Origin of the sequence: Streptomyces hyaluromycini (assembly GCF_002217755.1) — a bacterium.
Lineage (GTDB): Bacteria > Actinomycetota > Actinomycetes > Streptomycetales > Streptomycetaceae > Streptomyces > Streptomyces hyaluromycini.
Window position 1 is genome coordinate 777,227 of record NZ_BCFL01000019.1, and the last position, 25,482, is coordinate 802,708.

Consider the following 25,482-nt stretch of genomic DNA (forward strand, 5'->3'; position numbering starts at 1 on the left):
CGAGCTGAGAAGGGCCCCGGGTCACCGCCCCGGGGCCCTTCGCCGTCTGTGTGCGTGCGCGCCTAGAGAAGTTTGCGCGCGGCCCTCCTCAGGTCGTACTCATGGATCAACGCCTTCGCGTGGCCGTACGCGAGGTTGTGCTCGTGGCGGAGCCAGCTGACCTTTTCCTCGAAACGGAAGAGGGCGGGGCCTTCGTCGACGGTGCGCAACCAGTCGGACACTTCACGACCGGTGCAGTGGGGGATGCGGGCGAGCAGGTTGCGATGGGTCTCCTCGGAGAAGACTTGGGACATCGGCGCCTCCGGTGCGCAAAGGGGGTTGTAGCCGGTCCTTCACGTCACCGTGCCTGAGTGTTGGCGTGTTGGCAACAGTCGTGACAAGACAGCCGGTGGCACGCGTTACGCTCACGGCGTGGTTGATACGACGCCTCTCACCCGTGCCGTGGAACACTTCGCCGACAAGCTGAGGGCGGCACCGCAGAGCCGGCTGCAGCGGGGCGCCGCCGCCGAGGCGCTGGGGCTGGCCAGGGAGTTGGCCCGGTGGGCGCAGGCGGTCGAGGAGCCGGGCACCGAGAGCCGCGAGATGCCGGACGCCGGGATGTTCGCGGTGGCCGACCAAATCACTGTGGCCGGGAACGACTTGGCGGTGGTGCTGAAGAACGAGGCCGAGGTGGGGGATGCGGTGCGGCTGGTGGAGGAGGCGCAGAAGAGGGCGGGGGTGTGAGGGCCGTGCGTGGTCGGGTGCGGCGCCGTCGTGGCTGGTCGCGCAGTTCCCCGCGCCCCTTCTTTTGCTTTTGGGGGCGCGGGGAACTGCGCGAACAACCCCCACGCACCCGCACCCGACAACGCACCTCAGAGCGACGCTATGACCCTGTCCGCCAGGATGTAGACGTTCTCCTCGCCGCACGCGAACGTCAGCGTGTACGCGCCGGAGATCCCCGAACCGCCGAGCAGATACGGCGTCTCACCGGCGCCCAGGGCGGCAGCCAACCGCTCCGCCGTCTCCCGGTGCCCCGGCGTCATGCACAGGGTCGTGCCGTCGGCGAAGACATAGACGTCCAGCGTCCCCAGCGGACCGGGACGGACGTCGGAGAGTTCGACCTGGGACTCGGCCAGCTGCTCCAGCGTCGCGACCGTACGCTCATGGTCGTTCACCACCGGCGACTGCACCGGTACGAAGTCCGGGTGGGACGGGTGACGGCGGCGGGCCGCCGCCAGTTCCGGGGACTCCCCGGTGAACTCGTCGGGCTCCGCCGCCGGCTCGGCGACCGGCTCAAGACCCACGAAGTCGCTCTGCCGGGGCAGGAACGGCTCGCCGTCCGCCAGACCCAGCAGCGACGGCGCGTCGGAGGCGTCACGCGCCTCCTGCGCGGCCCAGAAGGCACGCGCCTCGGCCAGCTCCCGCTCCCGCTCCTCGGCCAGCGCCTCCGCCACGGCGGCGCGTATCTCCTCGGCGGCGGCATGACTGCGGGCCGCAGGCATGAGCGCGCGCAAGGTCGCGGCCTGGTTCTGGGCAAGCTGGGTGTGCAGCTCGGCGACCTGGCGGCGCAGCTTCAGAACGGTGCGCAGGACAGCGACGCCCACGGCGCCCGTGGCGGCCGTGGTGAGCAGCAAGGCGATCGGCATGGCGCTCACTGACGTACTCCCGGTTCAAAATCGACCCCCGACTTCCTACATCAGCTTGAAGGGTGGACTATCAAGCTGTCAGTGCGTAACGTCACGAAACGGACAGGGCTTTGGCCCTGGGGTTTACCGGGACAACCGCGCTGACCTGCGGCGATACCCCCTCAGAGGGAGATAGGTCACATCCTGGGGGAGATTGGATCACAAATCGGCCCGGTGTTCGGGGTTTTCTCGAACACCGGGCCGTGGTGTCACGGTGGGTCCCGTGACGGTTACTCAGCGACTCAGCTGAGGCGCTCGATGACCATCGCCATGCCCTGGCCGCCGCCGACGCACATCGTCTCCAGGCCGAACTGCTTGTCGTGGAACTGGAGGGAGTTGATGAGCGTGCCGGTGATGCGGGCGCCCGTCATGCCGAAGGGGTGGCCGACGGCGATGGCGCCGCCGTTCACGTTCAGCTTCTCCAGTGGGATGTTCAGGTCGCGGTAGGAGGGGATCACCTGGGCGGCGAACGCCTCGTTGATCTCGACCAGGTCGATGTCGTCGATGGTGAGACCGGCGCGGCTCAGGGCCTGCTTGCTCGCCTCCACCGGGCCGAGGCCCATGATCTCGGGGGAGAGGCCGGTGACGCCGGTGGACACGATCCGGGCGAGTGGGGTCAGGCCCAGCTCGCGGGCCTTGGTGTCGCTCATGATGACGACCGCGGCGGCGCCGTCGTTCAGCGGGCAGCAGTTGCCGGCCGTGACCAGGCCGTCGGGGCGGAAGACCGGCTTCAGGCCGGCGACGCCCTCCAGGGTGACGCCGGCACGCGGACCGTCGTCCTTGCTGACGACCGTGCCGTCGGGGAGGGTCACCGGGGTGATCTCGCGCTCCCAGAAGCCGTTCTTGATGGCTTCCTCGGCGAGGTTCTGGGAGCGGACGCCGAACTCGTCCATGTCCTGGCGGGTGACGCCCTTGATGCGGGCCAGGTTCTCGGCGGTCTGGCCCATCGCGATGTACGGGTCGGGGAGCAGGCCGTCCTCGCGCGGGTCGTGCCAGGTGGAGCCGGTCGACGCGGCGGTGGCGGCGGTGCGGGCCTGGGCCTCGTCGAAGATCGGGTTCATGGTGCCCGGGAGGCCGTCGGAGCTGCCCTTGGCGTACCGGGAGACCATCTCGACGCCGGCCGAGATGAAGACGTCGCCCTCGCCGGCCTTGATGGCGTGCAGGGCCATGCGGCTGGTCTGGAGGGACGAGGAACAGTACCGGGTGATCGTGGTGCCGGGCAGGTAGTCCATGCCCATCTGCACGGCGACGATCCGGCCGAGGTTGTAGCCCTGCTCGCCGCCGGGGAGGCCGCAGCCGAGCATCAGGTCGTCGATGTCCCTCGGGTCGAGCTCGGGGACCTTGGCGAGGGCGGCCTGGATGATCGTCGCGGTGAGGTCGTCGGGGCGCAGGTCCTTCAGGGAGCCCTTGACGGCGCGGCCGATCGGGGAACGGGCGGTCGAGACGATGACGGCTTCGGGCATCTCACGGCTCCAATGAAGAAGGGGCGGCGCGCGGCGCCTCGTTGAGGGGTGGCGGCCGGGCGACGGGTGGGCGTACGAAGGTGGGCAGGGCCGCTTCGGAAGTTACCGGTACGTATGTCATCGGTCACCGGTGTCGGGGTGTGACACTGGCCGCACTTTCTAAGCGCTTGCTTGGCTGGTCTGCCGGGGTGCGTCGTCGGCTGCGGGTGGGTGGGGGTTGCTCGCGCAGTTCCCCGCGCCCCTTACGGGGCGCTGCCCAGCCGCTCCTCTCGCAGCTACCCAGCTGCGGGCAGGCGTGCCGCAGGGCGGCACGGGTGGGCGCTGGGGGTCCCCCCTCTGGGGGAGGCACCCTGTCGGCGCCGGTAAGCGACACCCCCTGCCCCAGCTACCGCGTCCTCTCTGTCCTACTCCGTCGTACCGGCCCTCGACCTCGCCTCTTCGGAAGCCGAGTCGGGCGGGAGGGTGGGCGGCGGTTCCACGGGCTGGCGCCGGCGGCGTTTCAGCAGGGCCCAGGGGCCACGCGGACCCGTCGGCATCGCCGCCGTGACCTCCGTGCCGGCCTCGGCTGCCGCCTCCGCCGCGGCTCGGGCGACCGGCAGGAAGCCCTCGCGACGGCTGACGTCGGGGCGTTCCTCCTCCGCCGGCCACAGGCCGAGGGCCGCGCAGACCGTCGGCAGCACCGCCATCGCCGCCGTGGCGTAGCCCTCCGCCGAGGGGTGGAAGTTGTCGGGGCCGAACAGCTCGCGCGGGTTGGCCGCGAACTCGGGGCCGAGCAGGTCGCCCAGCGACACCGTGCGGCCGCCCTGCTCCACCGTCCCGATCGTCTGGGCCGCCGCCAGCTGCCGGGACGCCCGCCGGGCCAGCCAGCGCAGCGGCTGTCGTACCGGCTCGATCGTGCCCAGGTCGGGGCAGGTGCCGACCACGACCTCGGCGCCGGCCGTGCGCAGCCGGCGGACGGCCGCCGAGAGGTGGCGGACCGAGCGGGTCGGCGGCATACGGCGCGTGACGTCGTTCGCGCCGATCATGATCACGCAGACGTCGGGGACCGGCGAGGCCGTGCCCAGGACCAGCGCCACCTGGCGGTCCAGGTCGTCGGACTGGGCGCCGGGCTGCGCCACGTTGCTGAGCCGGACCGGGCGTTCGGCCACGGCCGCGAGGCCCGACGCCAGCAGCGCGCCCGGCGTCTGGGCAGCCCGGTGCACGCCCTGCCCGGCCGCCGTGGAGTCGCCGAGCATCGTCAGGAGGATGGGCGGCTCACCAGAGGCGCCGTACCCTCCCCCACTCTCGGCTTCGGTCGAGTGGGGGGACCCCCACCCGTAGCAGCCGTCCGCGGTCGGCACCCGGCCGCCGCTGTTGCCGTTGTGCACCGCCGTCCTGGCCATCCGCACCTCGGCCAGCACCAGGCCCACCGCGGCCGCGCCGACCAGCCCGACCCCGCCGCCGCCGTACGCCGCCCCGGCCGCGATCCGCCGGGCCACCCGCGCCCTCGACATGTTCGTCATGCGTCGCCGCCACCTCCTCGTTGCCGCACATCCACTCCTTGCCCCGTACAGGGCGTCCGTCAATCTCAACGGGGAGTGAACCTCCGGAGCGGTCGCTGATCAGGACCGTTTCGTCCCGGCGGCCCGATCCGCCGGACAGGCCCTAGGCTGGCGGCACCACTAGGACCACACCTTTTGCAAGCAACCGGAGACAACGGTGCGATTCCACGACTCGATGATCAGCCTCGTCGGCAACACCCCGCTGGTGAGACTCAACAGCGTCACCCAGGGCATCCAGGCCACCGTGCTCGCCAAGGTCGAGTACTTCAACCCGGGCGGGTCCGTGAAGGACCGCATCGCGCTGCGGATGATCGAGGCCGCGGAGAAGAGCGGGGAGCTGCAGCCCGGCGGGACGATCGTCGAGCCGACCAGCGGGAACACCGGGGTGGGGCTGGCGATCGTGGCCCAGCAGAAGGGGTACAAGTGCATCTTCGTGTGCCCCGACAAGGTGAGCACCGACAAGATCAACGTGCTGCGGGCGTACGGCGCCGAGGTCGTGGTCTGCCCCACCGCCGTCGACCCGGAGCACCCGGACTCGTACTACAACGTCTCCGACCGGCTGGTCCGCGAGACGCCCGGCGCGTGGAAGCCGGACCAGTACTCCAACCCGAACAACCCCCTCTCGCACTATCACTCGACCGGCCCCGAGCTGTGGGAGCAGACGGCGGGGAAGATCACCCATTTCGTGGCGGGCGTGGGCACCGGCGGGACCATCTCCGGTACCGGGCGCTACCTGAAGGACGCCAGTGAGGGCCGGGTGCAGGTCGTCGGCGCCGACCCGGAGGGCTCCGTCTACTCCGGCGGTTCCGGGCGGCCGTACCTGGTCGAGGGTGTCGGCGAGGACTTCTGGCCCACCGCCTACGACCGGACCGTCGCCGACGAGATCGTCGCCGTGTCGGACAAGGACTCCTTCCAGATGACCCGGCGGCTGGCCAAGGAGGAGGGCCTGCTGGTCGGCGGCTCCTGCGGGATGGCCGTCGTGGCCGCGCTGCGGGTGGCCGAGCGGCTCGGCCCGGACGACGTGGTCGTCGTCCTCCTCCCGGACAGCGGCCGCGGCTACCTGAGCAAGATCTTCAACGACGAGTGGATGGCCGACTACGGCTTCCTGGAGGACGAGGGCCCGAGCGCCCGCGTCGGCGACGTGCTCAGCGACAAGGCCGGGGCCACCATCCCCTCCCTCGTCCACATGCACCCGGACGAGACCGTCGGACAGGCCATCGAGGTGCTGCGCGAGTACGGCGTCTCGCAGATGCCCGTCGTCAAGCCGGGCGCCGGGCACCCGGACGTGATGGCCGCCGAGGTCGTCGGCTCGGTCGTCGAACGCGAGCTGCTCGACGCGCTGTTCAGCAAGCGGGCCTCCCTGGAGGACCCGCTGGAGAAGCACATGTGCGCCCCGCTGCCCCAGGTCGGCTCCGGCGAGCCGGTCGCGGACCTGATGACGGTGCTGGGCGCGGCCGACGCCGCGATCGTCCTCGTCGAGGGCAAGCCCACCGGAGTGGTCAGCCGCCAGGACCTGCTGGCCTTTCTCGCCAAGGGCGGCAAGCAGTAGCGAAACGTCCGGTGAACGGCCCGTGACCCCGCGGAACTTGCCGTTTCCTATCCGAGTGGTGGACTTCGCGGAAGTGGTACGAGCGTGTCACGTGCGCGCAGCACCCGCTTAACACGGGTCCGGCAGATTAGTGGGTGTCGGCAGGGCGGGAGCGGCTCCCCGCCTCGGCCGACACCGAACGTCCAAGGACCTCCGGAGCGGCTCCCGGACCTCCATGGACGCTTGGACGCGAAGCCCGGCCCTGACCCGGCTCGTGTCCCTCGCGGGGACCGCCGTCGTCCCGCCCCCCGGTAACGGGGGTGCGGCGGTCCCCGCGCATTACTTTTCCCGGCCTCAGCCGGTCGTCGCCCAACTCCCCAGCAGCGCCAGCCGTTCCGCCGTCTCCGAGCCCGGCTCGGGGGTGTACGCCACGATCGTCTGGTCCGGGTCCGTCGGGACCGTGAGGGTCTCGTAGGGGAGGGTGAGCAGGCCCGCCACCGGGTGCTGGATGCGTTTCGTGCCGTACGCGCACTCCTTGACCTCGTGGTCCGCCCACAGTCGGCGGAAGTCCGCGCTCTTCAGGGAGAGTTCGCCGACCAGCGCGGCCATGCGGGGGTCGTCGGGGTGGCGGCCCGCGTCGATGCGCAGGTTGGCGACGGTCTGGGCGGCGACGGCGGCCCAGTCGGGGTAGAAGCCGGCGGCGGCCGGGTCGAGGAAGACCTGGCGCGGGATGTTCCGCTCGGCCGGGGCGAGGGCGCTGAACCCGTTCACCGCGTCGCCGAGCGCGTTCCAGGCGAGGACGTCCATCCGGCGGCCCAGCACGAACGCGGGCGTCCGCTCCATGCCGTCCAGCAGCAGCTGTACGCCGGGGCGGACGCGGGGACGGGCCGGGCGCGCGGTGTTGCCCTTCTTGTGCGGCCGGGCGACCGTCAGCAGGTAGGTGTGCTCGGTCTCGTCCAGCCGCAGCACCCGGGCGATGGCGTCCAGTACTGCGTCCGAGACGCTCGGCCCCCGCCCCTGTTCGAGACGGATGTAGTAGTCGACGCTCACCCCCGCCAGCTGTGCCACCTCCTCGCGGCGCAGGCCCGGTACGCGGCGCCGGCCGTGCGAGGGCAGCCCCACCTCCTCGGGCCGGATGCGGGCACGGCGCGAGCGCAGGAAGTCTCCGAGTTCCCCGTCCATGGGTTCGATCGTAGGGGAGTCGCGTCCTCCCAACCTGGTTCTGCCAGACCCAGGAAAAGCTCAGCCCTGGGTAGGCCGCCCGGACCCGGCGAGTGTGGAGACACGCCACCGGGGCGGTCCCGGCGGCACTGACCAGGGAGTACCTCATGTCGTACGACAACCTGTCCGGCCGTACCGCCGTCGTGACCGGCGCCGCCAGCGGGATCGGGGCGGCCGTCGCCGTGCGGCTTGCGGAGTCGGGCGCCCGGGTGGCGCTGCTCGCCCGGCGCGCGGACCGGCTGGAGACGGTCGTGGCGAAGATCCGGGCGAACGGCGGGGAGGCCCTCGCCGTGGTCGCCGACGTCACCGACGGCGCGTCGGTCCAGGCCGCGGCCGACACCGTGCACGCGGCCTACGGGAGCGTCGACCTCGTTGTCAACAACGCCGGCGTCATGCTGCCCAACCCCGTCGACGACGGCCGTATCGACGAGTGGCAGCGCATGCTCGACACCAACGTGACCGGTGTGCTGCGGGTGCTGCGGGCCTTCACCGGGGACCTGGTGGAAGCCGCGGCAAAGGGCCGTACCGCCGATCTCGTCAACGTGTCGTCCATCGGCGCGCACGTCGTCTTCCCCACCTTCGCGGTGTACGGCGCCACCAAGGCCGCCGTCACCTTCCTCTCGCAGGCCCTGCGCGCCGAGTTCGGGCCGCGTGACGTGCGGGTCACCAACGTCGAGCCGGGTCTGACGGACACCGAACTCGGCACCCACATCGACGGCGAGGAGCTGCGCGAGCAGGTGGCGGGCATGTTCGACGGGATGGGCGCACTGGCCGCCGAGGACCTCGCAGACCTGGTCGGCTATGTGGCGAGCCGCCCGCGGCACGTCAACCTGCGGCAGGTCGTCGTCCAGCCGACCCGGCAGGTGTGACCGGCTCAGTCCTCCCGGTCGGGGCGGTGGAACAGGCCGGGGTTGAGGCGGACGGCCTGGGTCGCGTTGACGCCGACGATGCCGATCCAGGTGACGACCACGCCCGTCATGCCGCCGAACGCGCCGCTGATCGCCGAGAGCGGGATCGCCAGCACCAGCGAGACGATCCCGAAGCCGAACCGCTCGCCCCAGGAGTCGGTGCCCTTCGGCCTGCGGGCCCCCCGGGCCGCCTGCATCTGCTGCTCGGCCAGACCCCGGCGCAGCCGGCGCTCCACCGCGGTGTCGATCCGCTGGTCGATCTTCTCCAGGAAGGAGTCGACCAGTTCCGACTCGTACTCCGGCCCCAGGTCCCTGCGGGCGTGCAGGGTGGCGGCGAGATCCTTCTTCAGCTCGGTGTCGTGAACGTCCGTCATGACGTCCACCGTAGGGGCCGCGAGAGCCCGTCGCACTGGGGCAGTCCCCCGCATCCGGCGGGGGGTCCGCCGCCCTCAGGGCAGCAGCGACACCAGCCCGCTGCCGGCGTCGAACCGGGCCGCGACCACCGATGCCCCCGCGAACCCGGAGTCCGCCCGGATCGCGTCCCGCGCCCACACCGTCTGGGCCCGCATGGCGTGTTCGGCCCAGTCGCCGGGCAGCGCCCTGGTACGCAGGGCGGCCGGCGCGATCTCGGCGGCGAGGAGTTCCAGGTGACCGGGGACGGGCGCACCGGTGCGCAGCCGGGCGAGGGTGGCGGCGACGGCCCCGCAGCCCTCGTGACCGAGCACCACGACCAGCGGGACGCGCAGTTCCTGCACGCCGTACTGGAGGGAACCGAGCACCGCCTCGTCCAGCACCTGCCCGGCCGTCCTTATGCACAGCAGGTCGCCGAGGCCCTGGTCGAAGACCAGTTCCGGGGCGGCCTCGGAGTCGATGCAGCCGAGCACCACCGCGAACGGGTGCGGTGCGGCGGCCCGGCCGCGGCGGTGGCGGCCGGTGGCGTACCGCCGGTTGCCCTGGAGCAGTTCGTCGAGGGCCGCGCTCGCCGAGGCGGGCAGGACGGCCGCCGACGAGAGGGCGACGGCCGGCGCGCCGACGGCGGTGGCCGTCGGAAGAGCCCTGGGGTTCGAGGCCATGACGCTTCCTCAGGTGCTGGCGCGGATGGTTCTCATCACTGTACGCGGCGGAAACGTTACGTTCGGTGGTGGTTTAACGGCTCTTGGCCGGATCATCGCCCGCGCGATACCGACGCGGTGGCGGGTGCCGGGTGGCCGGTGATCGGCGGTCAGGCCAGTCCGTGCTGCTTCGCGTACGCGGCCGCCACGTCCTCCGGGTCCTTCTTGTCGTTGTCCACCTGGCTGTTGAGCTGGGTGAGCTGCTCGGTGGTGAGGACGTTGCCCAGCCGGGCCAGGGCCTTGCGGACCGTGTCGTCGGCCTTGCGGTCGGCGATCAGCGGGACGATGTGCTGGCTGGGGATCAGGTTCTTGGGGTCGCTCAGCACCACCCAGTCGTCGGCCGCGATGTCCGTGTCGGTGGTGAACAGGTTCGCCACGTCCACGTCGCCCTTCTTCAGCGCGCCCTTGACCAGCGGCCCGTCCGAGTCGAGCGACTTGAACTCCTTGAACTGGACGCCGTACACCTCCTGGAGGCCGACCGCGCCCACCCGGCGCTTCTTCACCTCGGGCGCGGCTCCGATGACCAGCCTGCCGTTCTGCTTGGCCAGGTCGGCGAGGGAGGTCAGGCCGTACTTCTGCGCGGTCGCCCGGGTGACGACGAAGCAGTCGGAGTCGGCGGCCTGTCCGTACGGCAGCACCTGGAGGCCGGCGGGCAGCGCCAGGGTGAGCGCGTTCTGCATGGTGCCCGGCTCGGCGGAGGCGTCCTTGGGCGCGAGGTAGTTGAGGAGGGCGCCCTGGTACTCGGGCAGCAGGTCGATGTCGCCGGCCTTGAGCGCCGGGATCACGATCTCCCGGGTGCCGAGGTTCGGGCGGACCTTCACCTTCACGCCGGCCTGCTGGAGCACGGCCGCGTAGAGGTAGCCGAGCACCTGGTTCTCGGTGAAGTTGGCGGTGCCGATGGTGATCCCGCCCTTGCTGGAGCCGCCGCCGGCGGTCGAGCCGCTGCTCTCGTTCAGGGAGGTGATGCCGCCGGAGCAGGCGGCGAGGGCGGGGACGGAGGCCGCTGCGAAGAGGCCGCCGAGGAGAGTACGTCGGTTCATCGAGGGGTCCCTAGGCAGTGCGGGTGGGGGTGCCCCCGCGCGAGTCTGTTCGAGCGTGGGGGAGGAAGAGGAAGCGCTGGAGGGTGCTCAGGAGCAGGTCGAGGACGACGGCGACGACCGCGACCAGCACCGCGCCGCCGAGCACCTGGACGAGGTCGCGCTGGGCGAGTCCGTCGAAGACGTAGCGGCCGAGGCCGCCGAACGAGACGTACGCGGCGATGGTGGCCGTGGCCACGACCTGGATGAGCGCGAGCCGCAGGCCCGTCATGATCAGGGGGAGCGCGAGGGGCAGCTCGACCTGGAAGAGGACCTGGTGGCCGCGCATGCCCTGGCCGCGGGCCGCGTCCTTCACGTCCGGGTCGACGGCGGTCATGCCGGCGTAGGTGTTGGTGACGATCGCCGGGACGGCGAGGGCGACCAGTGCCACGTACACCGGCAGCATCGACAGGCCGCCGGCCAGGAAGACCAGCACCACCAGGCCGACGGTCGGCAGCGCGCGGCCGAAGGACGCCAGGTTGATGGCGACGAACGCGCCCTTGCCGGTGTGCCCGATCAGCAGGCCGAGCGGGAGGCCGATCGCGGCCGCGATGAGGGTCGCGAGGAGCGAGTACTGGAGGTGCTCGCCGAGTCGGTGGGCGATGCCGTCGGAGCCGGCCCACTGGGAGCCGCTGGTCAGCCAGGTGCCCAGGTTCTTGAAGAGTTCGAACATGTCAGGCTCGCCTCCGCCGCCACGGGGTCAGTACGTACTGGAGGGCCACCAGCAGCGCGTCCGCGACCACGGCGAGCAGGATCGTGAGGACCACGCCCACGATCACCGGGGTCGGGAAGTCGCGCTGGAAGCCGTCGGTGAAGAGCTGGCCGAGGCCGCCGTCGCCGATGTAGGTGGCGACGCTCACCAGCGAGATGGACATGACCGTGGCGATCCGGACGCCCGCCATGATCACGGGGAGGGCCAGCGGGAGTTCGACGGTGAGGAGCGTGCGCAGCGGGCGGGTGCCCATCGCCTTCGCCGCCTCCTTGGTCTTCGCGGGGACCGAGTCCAGGCCCTCGACCGTGTTCCTGAGCAGCACGACCAGCGTGTAGACGGTCAGGCCGATGACGGTCGTGGTGCGGGTCAGGCCGCTGACCGGGAGCAGCAGCACGAAGATCGCGATCGACGGGATCGTGAAGAGCACGTTGGACAGGCCGAGCAGGAAGCCGCGCAGCGGGCGGACCCGGTGGGCGACCACCGCGAGCGGCAGCGAGATGAGCAGGCCGAAGAAGACGGCGGTCATCGCGGCCTGGAGATGGGAGAGGGTGAGGCTGGTGAGGTCGTCGGTGTGGTCGCCGATCCACGACCAGTCGATGGTCATGCCGCCACCACCCGGGCCGCGCTGTGCGCCTGACCGGCGTGGACGTGGATGTCGTCGCGGGACGAGACGCCGGTGAGGACGCCGGCCGCGTCGACCCGGGCGACCAGTCCGGTCGGGGAGGCGATCGACTCGTTCAGCGCCGCGAGCAGTGAGTCGCCGTCCGTCAGCGGCCGTACGGGGAGTTCGGCGTCCTTCGAGGCCCAGTGCAGGGGCTTGCCCGCCGGGTCCAGGACGAGGGTCCAGGTGCCGCCCTGGGGTGCCGGGCCCTGGGGGACGTCGGCGAGGGTCTGCAGGGACAGCAGCTTCAGGCCCCGTTCCGCGCCGAGGAAGTCGGCCACGAAGTCGTCCGCGGGCCCGGCCAGCAGTTCGGCGGGCGGGGCGCACTGGACGAGGTGGCCGCCGGTGCGGAAGATCGCGATCCGGTCGCCGAGCCGGACGGCCTCGTCGACGTCATGGGTGACGAAGACGATGGTCTTGTTCAACTCCTTCTGGAGCCGGAGCAGTTCGTCCTGGAGCTGGGTGCGGACCACCGGGTCGACGGCGCCGAACGGCTCGTCCATCAGCAGCACGGGCGGGTCGGCGGCGAGCGCGCGGGCCACGCCGACGCGCTGCTGCTGGCCGCCGGAGAGCTGGTGCGGGTAGCGCTTGCCGGCGTCGGCGGCGAGGCCGACGGTCTCCAGGAGCTCGGCGGCGCGGGCGCGGGCCTTCTTCCGGTTCCAGCCGAGCAGCAGCGGGACGGTGGCGATGTTGTCCAGCACCGTGCGGTGCGGGAAGAGGCCTGCCTGCTGGATGACGTACCCGATGGAGCGGCGCAGCTCGGCGGCGTCCTGCTGGGTGACGTCCCTGCCGTTCACCTTGATCGTGCCGGAGGTCGGCTCGACCATTCGGTTGATCATCCGCAGGGTGGTGGTCTTGCCGCATCCGGAGGAGCCGACCAGGACGGTGACCCCGCCCTCCGGCATCTCCAGGGAGAGATCGTGGACTGCTGTCGTGCCGTTGGGGAAGCGCTTGTGGACCGCGTCGAACTGGATCATGAGATGTCCCTTGCCCGGCTGTATAACGTCATGCAGAGTTCTCGGTAGGTGAATAGGTTGTCAACGGTCTCGCGTTAATCCGAGGTAACGGATGACCGCAACGCAAGATCGGGTGTCCGGATTGAGGGGAGTTTGGGCGTGATGTCGTCTCGCATTGTGGACACTTCCGGAATCACGCATTCCGGCCTGGTGGTCCTCGACGGCATCGGCATGGGCGTCGAGGACGTCGTACGCCTCGCCGACGGCACCGCCCGCCCGGTCCCGGGCACCGAGGCGATGCGCCGCGCGGAGGAGTCCTGGAACGCCGCCCGGCAGATCGCCGCCACCGGCCGCGTCTACGGCCGCTCCACCGGCGTCGGCGCCAACCGGAACGAGGACGTGCCCACCGAGGCCGCCGCCGGCCACGGACTGCGGCTGCTGCGCAGCCATGCCGGCGCGATCGGGGACGAGCTGCCCGCCCGGCAGGTCCGCGCGATGCTCGCGGTCCGGGCCAACCAGCTGCTGGCGGGCGGCGCGGGCCTCAGGCCGACCGTCGTGACGGCCCTGTGCGAGGCGCTGGAGTCGGGCGCGTACCCGGTGGTCAACGAGTTCGGCTCGGTCGGCACCGGGGACATCGCGGCGCTCGCCCAGGTGGGCCTCGCCCTGGTGGGGGAGCACCCCTGGCGGGGCTCCGGCGCGCCGGCATCCCAGCCACTGGACAACAACGACGCCCTCGCCCTGATCAGCAGCAACGCCCTCACCCTCGGCCAGTCCGCGCTCGCCCTGCACGAGCTGCGCGGGCTGATCGAGGCCACCCAGGTCGTGGCGGCCCTCTCACTGCTCGCCGTCGACGGCTCCCACGAGGCGTTCGCAGCGCCCGTGCACGCGGCCCGCCCGCACCGCGGCAGCGTCGAGGTCGCCCGCCGGATGCGGGAGCTGATCGGCGCCGCCGACCGGCCGACCCCGCCGCTCGGCCGGATCCAGGACCCCTACGGCTTCCGCTGCCTGCCCCAGATCCACGGCCCGGCCCATGACGCGGCCGACGCCCTGGAGCAGGTCCTCGCCATCGAGATCAACGCGGCCGCCGAGAACCCCCTGATCTCGGTCGAGGACCTGGCCGCCTACCACCATGGCGGCTTCTACCAGGCCCAACTCGCCCTCGCCCTGGACCACTTCCGGCTCGCCGTCACCCAGGTCGCCCGCCTGTCCACGTCCCGCCTCTCCTCCCTCAACGAGCCGGCCTTCACCCGCCTGCGCCCCTTCCTCGCCGACCAGGAGCCCGCCTCCTCCGGCGTGATGATCCTGGAGTACGCCGCCGGCGCCGCCCTCGGCGACCTGCGCGCCTTCTCCGCGCCCGCCTCCCTCGGGCACGCTGTACTCTCCCGAGGCGTCGAGGAGCAGGCCAGTTTCGCCTCGCTCGCCGCCCGTCAAACGCTGCGCGCCTGCCGTGCGTACCGTCTGGTGGTCGGCTGCGAACTCGTCGCCGCCGTACGGGCGCTGCGCCAGCGCGACCTGAAGCCCGAACCCGGGCTCGGGGCGGGCAGGGCGCTGGAGCTCGCCGAGGCGGCGCTGGAGGCGGACCCGGCCGACCGGCCGCTCACGGACGACGTCACGGCGGCGGCCGGGCTGCTCGACCGGTTCACGGACATCTGGAGGGGGAGCACGTCATGAACGTGACCGACAGCCCTGCAACACGGTTGCAGGCGCTCTTCGAGGGGCACCGGCTCACGCCGACCCAGCGGCGCATCGCGCACAGCATGGTGCGGCGCGCCGCCGACGTGCCCTTCCTGTCCAGTGTGGAGCTGGCCGAACTGGCCGGGGTCAGCCAGCCCTCCGTCACCCGCTTCGCGGTCGCCCTCGGCTTCGACGGCTACCCGGCGCTGCGCAAGCACCTGCGCGAGGTCGTGCCGCCCGAGCAGGCGGCCGGTTCCGGGTCGTACAACGAGTACCAGCAGGCCGTCGAGGCCGAGATCGAGAACCTCCGGCACCTCGCCGAGGTGCTCGCCGACCCGCGCCCGGTGCAGCAGGCGGGACGGCTGTTGGCCGCGTCCCGGCCGCTGCCGGTGCTCGGGCTGCGCGCGGCCGCCTCGCAGGCGTACGGCTTCGCCTACTTCGCCGCCAAGGTGCACCCGGACGTCCGGCTGCTCAACGAGGGCGGCACGATGATCCACGACCGCATCGACGCGGCCGTCCTCGCCGGCGCCACGGCCCTGCTGTGCTTCGCGCTGCCCCGGCATCCCCGCGAGGTCGTCGACACCCTCGGCTATGCGAAGGAGGCCGGGCTGACCGTGGTCACCGTCGCCGACTCCGCCTTCGCGCCCGTCGCCAAGGTCTCCGACCTGCTGCTGCCGGCCGCCGTGGGCACCGGGCTCGCCTTCGATACCGCGTGCGCGCCGATGCTGCTCGGCCGGGTGCTCCTGGAGGCGATGTGCGACGACCTGCCGGACGCACAGGCCCGCCTGGAGGAGTTCGACACCCGGGCGGCGGCGCGGGGTCTTTTCGTCGAGTAGGCGGCTTTAAGACTCGTCTCACGTTCGCTGGTTAGCGTCCCGCCATACGGACTGGGCCGACACCGGCGAGGAGGCTGCGGACATGGCGCGTGCGGGACGAGGGGTACGAGGAGGACAGGGCCTGGCCCGGGTGGCCGTGGTCGTACGGGCCGGGGCCGCGCCGCTGTGGTGGTTCGGGGTGTTCGCCGCCGGCGTCGGGGTGCTGCCCCCGGGGATCACCGGACGGCGGATCGGGGTGCTGGCCGGGGCCGCGCTGTTCATCGTTGGCGCCGCCGTCGTGGCGCTCACCCGCCGCAAGCGGTACACCGCGCTGGTGAACGGGGCCGCCCGGGCCGGCAAGCACGACGTGCTCCAGGACCGGGCGGTGACTGTGCGGAACTGGCGCCGGGGGCACCGCTGGTGGCTGCTGCTGGCCTTCGCCGTCGCGCTCGGCTCCGCCTTCGCGGTGCCCGCGGCGGGCGGCATGCTGCTCGCCGGGACCGGCACCGGGCTGCGCCTGAAGGCGGCCTGGCTGGGCCGCCGGGAGAAGGCCGGCGAACAGCTGCTGTGGCTGCGCGTCGACTGGCTCGACCAGCGCGGCGGCCGCCCGGCCGGCAAGGACGTCAAGGCGTACCGCGGTACCGGCATCGCGGCGGGCGACGCGGCTCCGGGCGGAGCACGCCGCCGCACCGCGGCGCTGGTGTGAGGTCCGGTTAGACCTCCAGGTCCTCCTCGATCTTCTTCAGCTGGTGCCGGGCCATCGCCAGGTTGGCGCGGGACTGGTCGAGCACCAGGTAGAGGAAGAGGCCGTTGCCGCCCCGGCCCTTGAGCAGCCGGACCAGGTGGTACTGGTTGGAGAGCGTGATCAGGATGTCCTCGATCTCGCCCTTGAGGCCGAGGTGCTCCATGGTGCGCATCTTGGCGCGGATCACGTCGGTGTTGCCGGCCGCGGCCACGTTCAGGTCGAAGGTCTTGCTGCCCCCCATCGTGCCCAGCGCCATCCCGCTGGTGTAGTCGACGAGCGCGACGCCGGTCGCGCCCTCGATGGAGGTGAGGCACTCTTTCAGGGCGGTTTCGGTGTTGGCCATGACTTTCTGGTTCCTTTCAACTGTCGGTTGCGGTGCGCGCGTCGGTGGTGGTGCTGGTGCGTGGCGTGCGCGTGGTTCTGGTCCGTGGGGCTGTGCTGCGGGCCGGGCGCAGGGCCTTGGCGGCGGCCTCGGCGGCGTCGACCATCTCGCCGATGCGGGCGGCGGCCCGGCGGCCCTCCAGGTGGAGCCGGCCGACGTTCACCCGGTCCTCGGCGAGCAGGGTGAGCACGGCGCTGCGGCCGGCCGCGTAGGTGGCGACATAGCCGTCCTCGCCGCGCACCAGCAGCTCCCTGAGCTCGCCCTTGCCGGTGGCGTCGGAGACCCGGACGGCGACACCGAGCTCGGCCGCGGTGAGCGCGGCGAGGCCCTCCGGATCGACGCCCGGGCAGTCGTGGGCGACGACCAGGCCGTCGACACCGGCCGCGAGGGCCCCGGTGAGCTGGGGCATCCGGGTGCGTAACCGGCGCAGTTCGTCGAGGACGGCCTCTCTGTCGGAGCTGCCGGGTTCTGCCGCCATCAGCTGTCTCCTCTCGGCGGGGCGGTGCCGTTCAAAGGGCCTCCAGCGCATCCCTGAGCCTCTTCAGCAGCGCGATGTCGGGGTCGGTGACCGGGGGAAGCGGGGGCGGGGCGGGCGCGGTGCTCCTCGGGGCGAGGAGTCCGGCCGCGGCCAGCCGCCGTACGTCCACCAGCGTGTGGAAGGCCGGCCGGCCCAGCTCCCGGGCGATCCGCGGGGCCGTGCGGACACCGTCCACCCGGTCGAGAACCGCCCGCTGCCGGGGGGTGACCGGCGGCGGCGCGACCGGGTCGGCGCGGATCAGCGGGGCGCCGTCCGCCGACGGGTCGGGCCAGATGCGGTGCAGCAGCTCGCGGCGGCGCAGGGTCTCGCGTTCCAGGTCCGCGACGGGCACGGCGCGCCACGGACCGGCGGCGGCCGTGGCGCCGTAGCGGAACCGGCCCGGGGTGCTGCTGGGCGCCAGTGCGAAGTACGCGGCGTCGTACAGGGCGCCTAGGCGGCACAGCTCCAGGGCGCCTCTCGGGAGCAGGTCGGCGGCGAGCAGCCGCTGGGCGGCGGCGGGTATGTCGTCGGTCCAGGGCCAGACCGCCGGGTCGAGCGTGCCGCGGGCCGTGAGGAGCACGTCGAGGCCGGGTGCAAGGGGGCTCTCGGCGTGCACCACGCGGCCCTCGGCCAGGTGCAGGGTGCCGTGCTCGCGGACCAGGACACCGGTGGCCCGCTCCTCGGCGAGGCGTATCAGCATCGGGGAGAGCGCGCCGGGCACCCTCTCGTGCAGGGCCGCCCGGTCCCGGACCGGCAGCGGCGGCGGCGTTTCGACCACGGTCATCCCAGCACCAGCCGCTCGGCCATCTCGCCGAGCCGGATCCGGGCGAGGGCGAGATTGCCGTCCTCGCGGGCCAGCCACAGATGCAGGAACACCGTGGCGTCGAAGGAGGTGACCACGAACCGCAGTAGGTGGTAGCTGTCCCGGTTGCTGACGATCAGGTCCTCCACCGGAGGACTCACCTCGGTGTCGTCCTCCGTGCTGAACGCCCCGTGCTCGGCGGCCAGCCGGGCCAGCTCGGCGGCCTCCGCTGCGGTGGTCTCGTGGTCACCGCCGGGCGCCTCCCCGACCGTGCCCAGGGCCAGCCCGCTGGTCCAGTCGACCAATGCGGCGCCCCGGGCACCGGGCAGTCGCATCGCTTCCAGTAAGCACTCGTCGATTCCGGGCACCGTGGCTCCCCTCCCGCCGCGTGGGCCTCCGGTTGAGTGACGCAGACATTACGCAACGTGTGCGGGGAGGGGTGAGTCGTTTGGCATTTTCCAGTGGAACATGCTTCCGGCAGGCTAGTGTTGGTCAACTGGGCTGCTTTTCACACCAGTTGATCCCTGCTTTCGGAGGTGTCTCAACGGCTCTCGGATGCGCGCAGGGTGGTGAGCGCGTCGGCGTGCGCCCCTCCGGATTCGGCCACGACCTCGGCGACCGTCTGCGGCTCCCGTACGACGGCGAACGCCACGCCCCCGTCGCCGTCCGGTGCGAAGCCGTAAACCCCGGGCCGGGCAAGGGAGTTGTAGGAGTAGTGACTGCCGAAGTAGTACGCCCCGGTGTCCAGCGCCGCCGCGAGGTCCCCCTGCTCCAGCGGCGGCAGCGCACGCCCCTCGGCGAGCAGGTCGCCCGCGAAACAGGCCGGCCCCGCCACGTCCTGCACCACCGGGGCCCCTTGCCTGGGCCGCCCCTTCGCGTCGTACGCGGCGATCCTGAGCGGCCACGCCCCCGGCACGTACACCGTCCGCGGCGCCACCTGCACCCCCGCGTGCGTCACCGCGATCCGCCGCCCGCCGGAACTCTTCGTGTACTCCACCCGGGCCACCACCGTGCCGTGCCGGGCCAGCAGCGACCGCCCGAACTCCGTCACCAGCCCGTACCGCCCGTCGAACAGCCCCGGCACGACCTCCGCCAGCAGCCGCGCGTACTGCGCGTACGTCGGCTCCGTCGCCTCCGAGGCGAAGTTGACGGAAAGCCCGCCCCCGATGTCGAGGGTGTCGACCTGCCGCCGCCCGGCGCGCGCGTTGATCTCCTCGGCCAGCGCGTACGTCTCCGCCACGCCCCGCGCCAGCAGCGACAGCGGGATCCCCTGCGACCCGATGTGCGCGTGCAGCCGCGTCAGCCACGGCCGCTCCGCGAACGTCCGTACGACCCACTCCCGGGCCCCCTCGTCCCGCAGCCCCACCCCGAACTTCGAGGTCGCCGTCGCGGTGGAGGTGGCCCCGATCGTCCCGGCCCCGACCTGCGGGTTCACCCGGATCCCGAGCGGCGAGGAGGTGGTGGAGCCCGTGTGCACGAGAGCGTCGAGGCGCCGGAGCTCCTGCGGGTTGTCCGCGTTCACGGCGACGCCCAGCGCCAGCGCCTCGCGCAGCTCCGCCTCGGTCTTCGCGGGCGCGTCGAACACCGTACGCTCCGCCGGCATCCCGGCCGCCCGCGCCAGCGCCAGCTCGCCCGCACTGGCCACCTCGGCGCCCAGACCGGCCTCGGCCAGCAGCCGCACCACCGGGACCAGCGGGTTCGCCTTCACCGCGAAGGCGTGCAGGATCGCGGTGCCGGGCGCCGCGACCGCCTCGAACGCCCGGCGCAGCGCGGCGGCCGACGCGCGGATGCCCTTCACGTCCAGCAGGCCTACGATCGGCGCGTCCGGCCCCAGCAGTCCCTGCTCCACCGCCGCCCTGACGGCGTCGTCCCGCCGCCCGACCCGCTCACCGTCGTCCTCGCGCCCGTCCCTGCATTCGTCCACGACGTCCCCCGACATGTCGTCGTCCACACCTTTAAGGCCCATAAGTCCAGCGAAACATCCGGACCGCGGCCGCGCTGGCGGACCGGATGTATTGACTAGTTCTATTCATCGAGCCAGGATGTGAATAACCGCAGGAACACTTCGCTGGCCGTTGATCCCGGATCCGCTAGGAGGCAGACCATGTCAGGACCCCGCCCCGTACGAGCACCGCGCGGTACGGAACTGAGCGCCCTGGGATGGCAGCAGGAAGCCGCCCTGCGGATGCTGCAGAACAACCTGGACCCCGAGGTCGCCGAGCACCCCGACAAGCTCGTCGTCTACGGCGGCACCGGCAAGGCCGCCCGCGACTGGCGCTCCTTCGACGCGATGGTCCGCACCCTGCGGACCCTCAAGCAGGACGAGACCATGCTGGTCCAGTCCGGCCGCCCGGTCGGCGTGATGCAGACCCACGAGTGGGCCCCGCGCGTCCTCATCGCCAACTCCAACCTGGTCGGCGACTGGGCCAACTGGGAGGAGTTCCGCCGTCTGGAGGCCCTCGGCCTGACCATGTACGGCCAGATGACCGCCGGCTCCTGGATCTACATCGGCACCCAGGGCATCCTCCAGGGCACCTACGAGACCTTCGCGGCCGTCGCCGCGAAGAAGTTCAACGGCACCCTCGCCGGGACCATCACCCTCACCGCCGGCCTCGGCGGTATGGGCGGCGCCCAGCCCCTCGCCGTCACCATGAACGACGGTGTCGCGATCTGTATCGACGTCGACCCGCGCGCCATCGAGCGCCGCATCGAGCACCGGTACCTCGACGTGAAGGCCGACTCCCTCGACCACGCGCTCCAGCTGGCGACCGAGGCCCGCGACGCCCGCCGCCCGCTGTCCATCGGCGTCCTCGGCAACGCGGCCGAGCTGGTGCCGCAGCTGCTCGCCATGAACGCCCCCATCGACATCGTCACCGACCAGACCTCGGCCCACGACCCGCTGGCCTACCTGCCGGTGGGCGTGGCCTTCGAGGACATGGCGGACGCGGCGGCCAAGGACCCGGCCGGCTTCACGGCCCGCGCCCGTGAGTCGATGGCCAAGCACGTCGAGGCCATGGTCGGCTTCATGGACGCCGGCGCCGAGGTCTTCGACTACGGCAACTCCATCCGCGGCGAGGCGCAACTGGCCGGATACGAGCGGGCGTTCGCCTTCCCCGGCTTCGTCCCCGCCTACATCCGCCCGCTCTTCTCCGAGGGCAAGGGCCCCTTCCGCTGGGCGGCCCTGTCCGGTGAGGCCTCCGACATCGCCAAGACCGACAAGGCGATCCTCGACCTCTTCCCGGAGAACGAGTCCCTGCACCGCTGGATCAAGCTGGCCGGTGAGCGGGTCCACTTCCAGGGCCTGCCCGCGCGCATCTGCTGGCTGGGCTACGGCGAGCGGGACAAGGCCGGCGAGCGGTTCAACGACATGGTGGCGAGCGGCGAGCTGGCCGCGCCGCTGGCGATCGGCCGCGACCACCTCGACTGCGGCTCCGTGGCCTCTCCCTACCGCGAGACGGAGGCCATGCTGGACGGCTCCGACGCGATCGCCGACTGGCCGCTGCTGAACGCGATGGTCAACGTGGCGTCGGGTGCGTCCTGGGTCTCCATCCACCACGGCGGCGGGGTCGGCATGGGCCGGTCCATCCACGCCGGGCAGGTGACCGTCGCCGACGGTACGAAGCTCGCCGGCGAGAAGATCCGCCGGGTGCTGACGAACGACCCCGGGATGGGTGTCATCCGGCACGTGGACGCGGGTTACGACATCGCGGAGACGGTCGCCGCGGAGCGGGGCGTCCGCGTCCCGATGCGTGAAGGTGAGTCCGCGTGACGAAGGGCGGGGACTCTTCGGTGGGGGCCGGGCTCTCGTCGCCGGGTGCGGGTGCGGCTGTGCCCACCCGTTCCGCCCTGCGGAACGACTGCCCACAGCCTGTACGGGGCGGGGGCCCGCAGCCTGTACGGCCTGAGCAGCCTGCTCGGAGCGCGGCCTCCTTCCACGCCATGTGGCGTGAGCTGCTCCCCGTCGGGCGGCACGCCGACTCCCGCGGCTATCGGCGTTTCGCCTGGACCGGGGCCGATGCCGAGTGCCGGGACTGGTTCAGGGAGCAGGCCGAGGCGCGCGGGCTGGGCTACGAGGTCGACCGGAACGGGAACCAGTGGGCCTGGCTCGGGGACCCGGCCGCCGGGAACGCCGTCGTCACCGGGTCGCACCTGGACTCCGTGCCGGACGGCGGTGCCTTCGACGGCCCCCTCGGTGTGGTGTCCTCCTTCGCCGCGCTCGACGAACTCCGGGGCAGGGGCGTGGAGTTCACCCGGCCCCTCGCCATCGTCAACTTCGGTGACGAGGAGGGCGCCCGGTTCGGCCTCGCCTGTGTCGGGTCCCGGCTGACCGCGGGGCACCTGACCGTCGAGCAGGCCCACCGGCTCACCGACGGGGACGGCGTCACGCTGCCGCAGGCCATGGCCGCCGCCGGCTACGACCCCGAGGCCATCGGGCCCGACCCCGCGCGGCTCGCGCGCATCGGTGCCTTCGTCGAGCTGCACGTCGAACAGGGCCGGGCGCTGGACCTGTCCGGGGACCGCGTCGGCATCGCCAGTGCCATCTGGCCGCACGGGCGCTGGCGGTTCGACTTCCGGGGCGAGGCCAACCACGCCGGCACCACCCGGCTGGCCGACCGGCGCGACCCCATGCTGTCCTACGCCGAGACCGTGCTCGCCGCCCGCCGCGAGGCCGAACTCGCCGGTGCCGTCGCCACCTTCGGCAAGATCACCGTCGAGCCGAACGGCGTCAACGCCATCCCCTCCCTGGTGCGCGGCTGGCTCGACTCCCGCGCCGCCGACCAGGCCACCCTCGACACCGTCGTCGGCGGCATCGAGAAGGCGGCCCGGGAGTACGCGGAGGCGCACGGCATCGACCTGGACGTGGTCCGCGAGTCGTTCACGCCGGTCGTGGAGTTCGACCACGCCCTGCGCGACGAACTCGGCCGGATCCTCGGCAAGGACACCGGTCTCACCGTGCCCGTCCTGGGTACCGGTGCCGGACACGACGCCGGGATCCTCTCGGGGAGCATCCCGACCGCCATGCTGTTCGTGCGCAACCCCACCGGCGTCTCGCACTCCCCGGCCGAGTTCGCGGCCGAGGACGACTGCGTGGCCGGGGTGAGCGCGCTCGCCGACGTACTGGAAGGGCTGGCCTGCGGGTGACGACACGGACGACGTACTGGTTGGAGTACGCCTGGCTGGACACGCACGTCGAGCCGGGCGTCGCCGTGGAGGTGGCCGACGGCCGCATCACGGCGGTGCGGACCGAGGTGCCCACACCGCCGCCCGGGGCCGAGGTGCTGCGCGGCCTCACCCTCCCCGGCCTGGCGAACGCCCACTCGCACGCCTTCCACCGCGCCCTGCGCGGCACCGTCCAGGTCGGCTCCGGGACCTTCTGGACCTGGCGCGAACTCATGTACTCCTTCGCCGACCGGCTGACCCCGGAGACCTACCACGCACTCGCCCGCGCGGTGTACGCCGAGATGGCGCTGGCGGGCGTCTCCTGCGTCGGCGAGTTCCACTACGTCCACCACGCCCCCGGCGGCACCCGGTACGCCGACCCCAACGCCATGGGCGAGGCGCTGATCGCGGCGGCCGCCGACGCCGGGATCCGGATCACCCTCCTCGACACCGCCTACCTCTCCTCCGCCATCGTGAGCGAGCACCGTGGCGAGCCGCCCAACGCCCACCAGCTGCGCTTCTCCGACGGCAGCGCGGAGGCCTGGGCCGAACGCTGTTCAGTTCTCAAGGAACGGGATCACGCACGGATCGGGGCGGCGATCCACTCCGTACGGGCCGTGCCCGCCGGGCAGTTGGCGACCGTGGCCGGCTGGGCCGAGGAGCGGCGGGCCCCGCTCCATGTGCACCTGTCCGAGCAGACGGCGGAGAACGACGCCTGCCTGGCCGCCCACGGCCGCACCCCCACCCGGCTGCTCGCCGACCACGGTGTCCTCGGCCCGCGCACCACGGGCGTCCACAACACCCACCTCACGGACGAGGACATCGCGCTGATCGGCGGCTCCGGCACCGGCACCTGCATGTGCCCGACCACCGAGCGGGACCTGGCCGACGGCATCGGACCGGCCGTCGCCCTGCAGCGCGCGGGCTCCCCGCTCTCCCTCGGCTCCGACAGCCACGCCGTCATCGACCTGCTCGAAGAGGCGCGCGCGATGGAGCTGAACGAGCGGCTGCGCACCCGCACCCGGGGCCACTGGACGGCCGCCGCACTGCTGCGCGCCGCCTCCGCCGACGGCCACGCGGCGCTCGGCTGGGAGGACGCGGGCACCATCGAGACCGGCATGCTCGCCGACCTGACGACGGTCGCGCTGGACTCCGTCAGAACGGCGGGGCCGGTACCGCGACTCGGCGCCGAGACGGCCGTATTCGCGGCGACCGCGGCGGACGTACGGCACACGGTCGTGGGTGGCCGGCACGTCGTACGGGACGGTGCGCACACCCTCGTACCCGATGTGCCACAGGCCCTCGCGCGGGCCGTCGAAGCCCTCCGCACCTGACGACCAGCCCCCACAAGGACTCCGACGAGGCCATCATGAGCAGCAGCACCGCCATCACCAACATCGCCACGCTGGTCACCAACGACCCCTCCCTCGGTGACAACTCCCCTCTCGGTCTGATCCAGGACGCGGCCGTCGTCATCGACGGCGACCGTGTCGTGTGGACCGGTGAATCCAGCAAAGCACCCGCCACTGACAATCGGGTCGACGCGGGCGGCCGGGCGGTGCTGCCGGGCTTCGTGGACTCCCACTCCCACCTGGTCTTCGCGGGCGACCGGACCCAGGAGTTCAACGCCCGCATGTCCGGCCGCTCGTACACCGCGGGCGGCATCCGGACGACCGTGGCGGCCACCCGCGCCGCGACGGACGAGGAACTGGAGCGGAACCTCACCCGTTACCTGACCGAGGCCCTCCGCCAGGGCACCACCACCTTCGAGACGAAGTCGGGCTACGGCCTGACGGTCGCCGACGAGGCGCGCGCCCTGCGCATCGCCGCCGCCCACACCGACGAGGTCACCTACCTCGGCGCCCACATCGTCCCCCCGGACTTCGCCGACGACCCGGCGGCCTACGTCTCCCTGGTCACCGGCGAGATGCTCGACGCCTGCGCCCCGTACGCCCGTTGGATCGACGTCTTCTGCGAGAAGGGCGCCTTCGACGGCGACCAGGCCCGGGCGATCCTCACCGCGGGCAGGGCCAAGGGCCTGACCCCCCGCGTCCACGCCAACCAGCTCTCCTACGGCCCCGGCGTCCGGCTCGCCGTGGAACTCGACGCGGCCAGCGCCGACCACTGCACCCACCTGACGGACGCCGACGTCGACGCACTGGCGAGCGGCAACACGGTCGCCACCCTCCTCCCCGGCGCCGAGTTCTCCACCCGCGCCGAATGGCCCGACGCCCGCCGCCTCCTCGACGCCGGCGTGACAGTCGCCCTCTCCACCGACTGCAACCCCGGCTCCTCCTTCACGTCCTCCGTCCCCTTCTGCATCGCCCTGGCCGTCCGGGACATGCGCATGACCCCCGACGAGGCGGTCTGGTCGGCCACGGCGGGCGGCGCGGCGGCCCTGCGCAGGACCGACATCGGCCGCCTGACCCCGGGCGCGTACGCCGACCTGCTCCTCCTGGACGCCCCGAGCCACGTCCACCTGGCCTACCGCCCGGGGGTTCCGCTGGTCAGCGGGGTGTGGCGGCGGGGCGTACGGGTGGTGTGA

The 25,482-nt window shown here is 72.4% G+C and carries 26 protein-coding genes; 10 read left to right on the plus strand and 16 right to left on the minus strand.

Features of this window, described 5'->3' with window-relative positions; translation table 11 throughout:
• Positions 1-62 precede the first annotated feature (62 nt).
• Entirely contained in the window at positions 63-293 is a 231-nt protein-coding gene (locus SSP29_RS21345; protein WP_089102276.1) for a DUF4287 domain-containing protein, read from the minus strand.
• 118 nt (positions 294-411) lie between these two features.
• On the opposite strand from SSP29_RS21345, the gene SSP29_RS21350 reads away from it, so the two are divergent.
• On the plus strand, positions 412-723 hold the full coding sequence (locus SSP29_RS21350) for a hypothetical protein (protein ID WP_089102277.1): 312 nt from the start codon (positions 412-414) through the stop codon (positions 721-723).
• 128 nt (positions 724-851) lie between these two features.
• Here the strand turns inward: SSP29_RS21350 and SSP29_RS21360 are convergent, their stop codons facing one another.
• From SSP29_RS21360 to SSP29_RS21370, 3 genes are all read right to left on the minus strand, one after another.
• On the minus strand, positions 852-1,634 hold the full coding sequence (locus SSP29_RS21360) for a hypothetical protein (protein WP_089102279.1): 783 nt from the start codon (positions 1,632-1,634) through the stop codon (positions 852-854).
• Between the two features lie 272 nt (positions 1,635-1,906).
• A complete protein-coding gene (locus SSP29_RS21365) occupies positions 1,907-3,127 on the minus strand; it encodes an acetyl-CoA C-acetyltransferase (RefSeq protein ID WP_089102280.1) in 1,221 nt (406 codons plus the stop codon).
• Positions 3,128-3,531: 404 nt separating this feature from the next.
• Positions 3,532-4,629 (minus strand): SGNH/GDSL hydrolase family protein, encoded by a 1,098-nt coding sequence (locus tag SSP29_RS21370; RefSeq protein ID WP_150134606.1) that lies wholly within the window; start codon positions 4,627-4,629, stop codon positions 3,532-3,534.
• Between the two features lie 196 nt (positions 4,630-4,825).
• On the opposite strand from SSP29_RS21370, the gene SSP29_RS21375 reads away from it, so the two are divergent.
• Positions 4,826-6,217 (plus strand): cystathionine beta-synthase, encoded by a 1,392-nt coding sequence (locus tag SSP29_RS21375; RefSeq protein WP_089102281.1) that lies wholly within the window; start codon positions 4,826-4,828, stop codon positions 6,215-6,217.
• A 333-nt stretch (positions 6,218-6,550) separates the two neighbouring features.
• Here the strand turns inward: SSP29_RS21375 and SSP29_RS21380 are convergent, their stop codons facing one another.
• A complete protein-coding gene (locus SSP29_RS21380; protein ID WP_089102282.1) occupies positions 6,551-7,378 on the minus strand; it encodes a helix-turn-helix transcriptional regulator in 828 nt (275 codons plus the stop codon).
• 146 nt (positions 7,379-7,524) lie between these two features.
• Here SSP29_RS21380 and SSP29_RS21385 point away from each other — a divergent pair, with 146 nt between their 5' ends.
• Complete coding sequence (locus SSP29_RS21385; RefSeq protein ID WP_089102283.1) at positions 7,525-8,286, plus strand: SDR family oxidoreductase; 762 nt, start codon at positions 7,525-7,527, stop codon at positions 8,284-8,286.
• 5 nt (positions 8,287-8,291) lie between these two features.
• On the opposite strand, the gene SSP29_RS21390 is transcribed toward SSP29_RS21385, so the two are convergent.
• The 6 genes from SSP29_RS21390 to SSP29_RS21415 form a co-directional block, all read right to left on the minus strand.
• On the minus strand, positions 8,292-8,699 hold the full coding sequence (locus tag SSP29_RS21390; protein WP_089102284.1) for a hypothetical protein: 408 nt from the start codon (positions 8,697-8,699) through the stop codon (positions 8,292-8,294).
• A gap of 75 nt (positions 8,700-8,774) precedes the next feature.
• Positions 8,775-9,398, minus strand: coding sequence for a carbonic anhydrase (locus SSP29_RS21395; RefSeq protein WP_089102285.1), 624 nt, complete (start codon positions 9,396-9,398; stop codon positions 8,775-8,777).
• A gap of 149 nt (positions 9,399-9,547) precedes the next feature.
• Positions 9,548-10,477 (minus strand): ABC transporter substrate-binding protein, encoded by a 930-nt coding sequence (locus tag SSP29_RS21400; protein ID WP_089102286.1) that lies wholly within the window; start codon positions 10,475-10,477, stop codon positions 9,548-9,550.
• A gap of 10 nt (positions 10,478-10,487) precedes the next feature.
• Positions 10,488-11,186, minus strand: coding sequence for an ABC transporter permease (locus SSP29_RS21405; RefSeq protein ID WP_089102287.1), 699 nt, complete (start codon positions 11,184-11,186; stop codon positions 10,488-10,490).
• A 1-nt stretch (position 11,187) separates the two neighbouring features.
• Entirely contained in the window at positions 11,188-11,829 is a 642-nt protein-coding gene (locus SSP29_RS21410) for an ABC transporter permease (protein WP_089102288.1), read from the minus strand.
• Positions 11,826-12,863 carry an ABC transporter ATP-binding protein gene (locus SSP29_RS21415; RefSeq protein WP_089102289.1) on the minus strand — a complete coding sequence of 346 codons (1,038 nt, stop codon included), beginning with the start codon at positions 12,861-12,863 and terminating at the stop codon, positions 11,826-11,828. The genes SSP29_RS21410 and SSP29_RS21415 overlap by 4 nt, the downstream gene beginning before the upstream one ends.
• Before the next feature lie 141 nt (positions 12,864-13,004).
• Here SSP29_RS21415 and SSP29_RS21420 point away from each other — a divergent pair, with 141 nt between their 5' ends.
• The 3 genes from SSP29_RS21420 to SSP29_RS21430 all read left to right on the plus strand — a co-directional run bounded on the left by SSP29_RS21420 (position 13,005) and on the right by SSP29_RS21430 (position 16,037).
• Positions 13,005-14,513 carry an aromatic amino acid ammonia-lyase gene (locus tag SSP29_RS21420; RefSeq protein ID WP_089102290.1) on the plus strand — a complete coding sequence of 503 codons (1,509 nt, stop codon included), beginning with the start codon at positions 13,005-13,007 and terminating at the stop codon, positions 14,511-14,513.
• Entirely contained in the window at positions 14,510-15,352 is an 843-nt protein-coding gene (locus SSP29_RS21425) for a MurR/RpiR family transcriptional regulator (protein WP_089102291.1), read from the plus strand. Before SSP29_RS21420 ends, SSP29_RS21425 begins: the two co-directional genes overlap by 4 nt.
• Before the next feature lie 82 nt (positions 15,353-15,434).
• Positions 15,435-16,037 carry a hypothetical protein gene (locus tag SSP29_RS21430; RefSeq protein WP_089102292.1) on the plus strand — a complete coding sequence of 201 codons (603 nt, stop codon included), beginning with the start codon at positions 15,435-15,437 and terminating at the stop codon, positions 16,035-16,037.
• A 7-nt stretch (positions 16,038-16,044) separates the two neighbouring features.
• On the opposite strand, the gene SSP29_RS21435 is transcribed toward SSP29_RS21430, so the two are convergent.
• From SSP29_RS21435 to SSP29_RS21455, 5 genes are all read right to left on the minus strand, one after another.
• Positions 16,045-16,419: a roadblock/LC7 domain-containing protein gene (locus SSP29_RS21435; protein WP_089102293.1), complete on the minus strand. Its 375-nt coding sequence runs from the start codon at positions 16,417-16,419 to the stop codon at positions 16,045-16,047.
• Between the two features lie 16 nt (positions 16,420-16,435).
• Positions 16,436-16,936, minus strand: a complete 501-nt coding sequence (locus tag SSP29_RS21440) for a roadblock/LC7 domain-containing protein (RefSeq protein WP_089102294.1) — start codon at positions 16,934-16,936, stop codon at positions 16,436-16,438.
• 31 nt (positions 16,937-16,967) lie between these two features.
• Entirely contained in the window at positions 16,968-17,759 is a 792-nt protein-coding gene (locus SSP29_RS21445) for a hypothetical protein (RefSeq protein ID WP_089102295.1), read from the minus strand.
• Positions 17,756-18,145: a hypothetical protein gene (locus tag SSP29_RS21450; protein WP_089102296.1), complete on the minus strand. Its 390-nt coding sequence runs from the start codon at positions 18,143-18,145 to the stop codon at positions 17,756-17,758. Before SSP29_RS21450 ends, SSP29_RS21445 begins: the two co-directional genes overlap by 4 nt.
• 173 nt (positions 18,146-18,318) lie before the next feature.
• Positions 18,319-19,716 carry a type III PLP-dependent enzyme domain-containing protein gene (locus SSP29_RS21455; RefSeq protein WP_089102448.1) on the minus strand — a complete coding sequence of 466 codons (1,398 nt, stop codon included), beginning with the start codon at positions 19,714-19,716 and terminating at the stop codon, positions 18,319-18,321.
• Positions 19,717-19,881: 165 nt separating this feature from the next.
• Between SSP29_RS21455 and hutU the strand changes: the two genes are divergently transcribed.
• From hutU to hutI, 4 genes are all read left to right on the plus strand, one after another.
• Positions 19,882-21,546: a urocanate hydratase gene (hutU, locus tag SSP29_RS21460; protein WP_089102297.1), complete on the plus strand. Its 1,665-nt coding sequence runs from the start codon at positions 19,882-19,884 to the stop codon at positions 21,544-21,546.
• A 170-nt stretch (positions 21,547-21,716) separates the two neighbouring features.
• The gene (locus SSP29_RS21465) at positions 21,717-22,919 is read left to right on the plus strand and encodes an allantoate amidohydrolase (RefSeq protein WP_089102298.1); all 1,203 of its coding nucleotides are present in this window, start codon (positions 21,717-21,719) and stop codon (positions 22,917-22,919) included.
• Entirely contained in the window at positions 22,910-24,271 is a 1,362-nt protein-coding gene (locus tag SSP29_RS21470) for a formimidoylglutamate deiminase (RefSeq protein WP_089102299.1), read from the plus strand. The genes SSP29_RS21465 and SSP29_RS21470 overlap by 10 nt, the downstream gene beginning before the upstream one ends.
• A 35-nt stretch (positions 24,272-24,306) precedes the next feature.
• A complete protein-coding gene (hutI, locus tag SSP29_RS21475) occupies positions 24,307-25,482 on the plus strand; it encodes an imidazolonepropionase (protein ID WP_089102300.1) in 1,176 nt (391 codons plus the stop codon).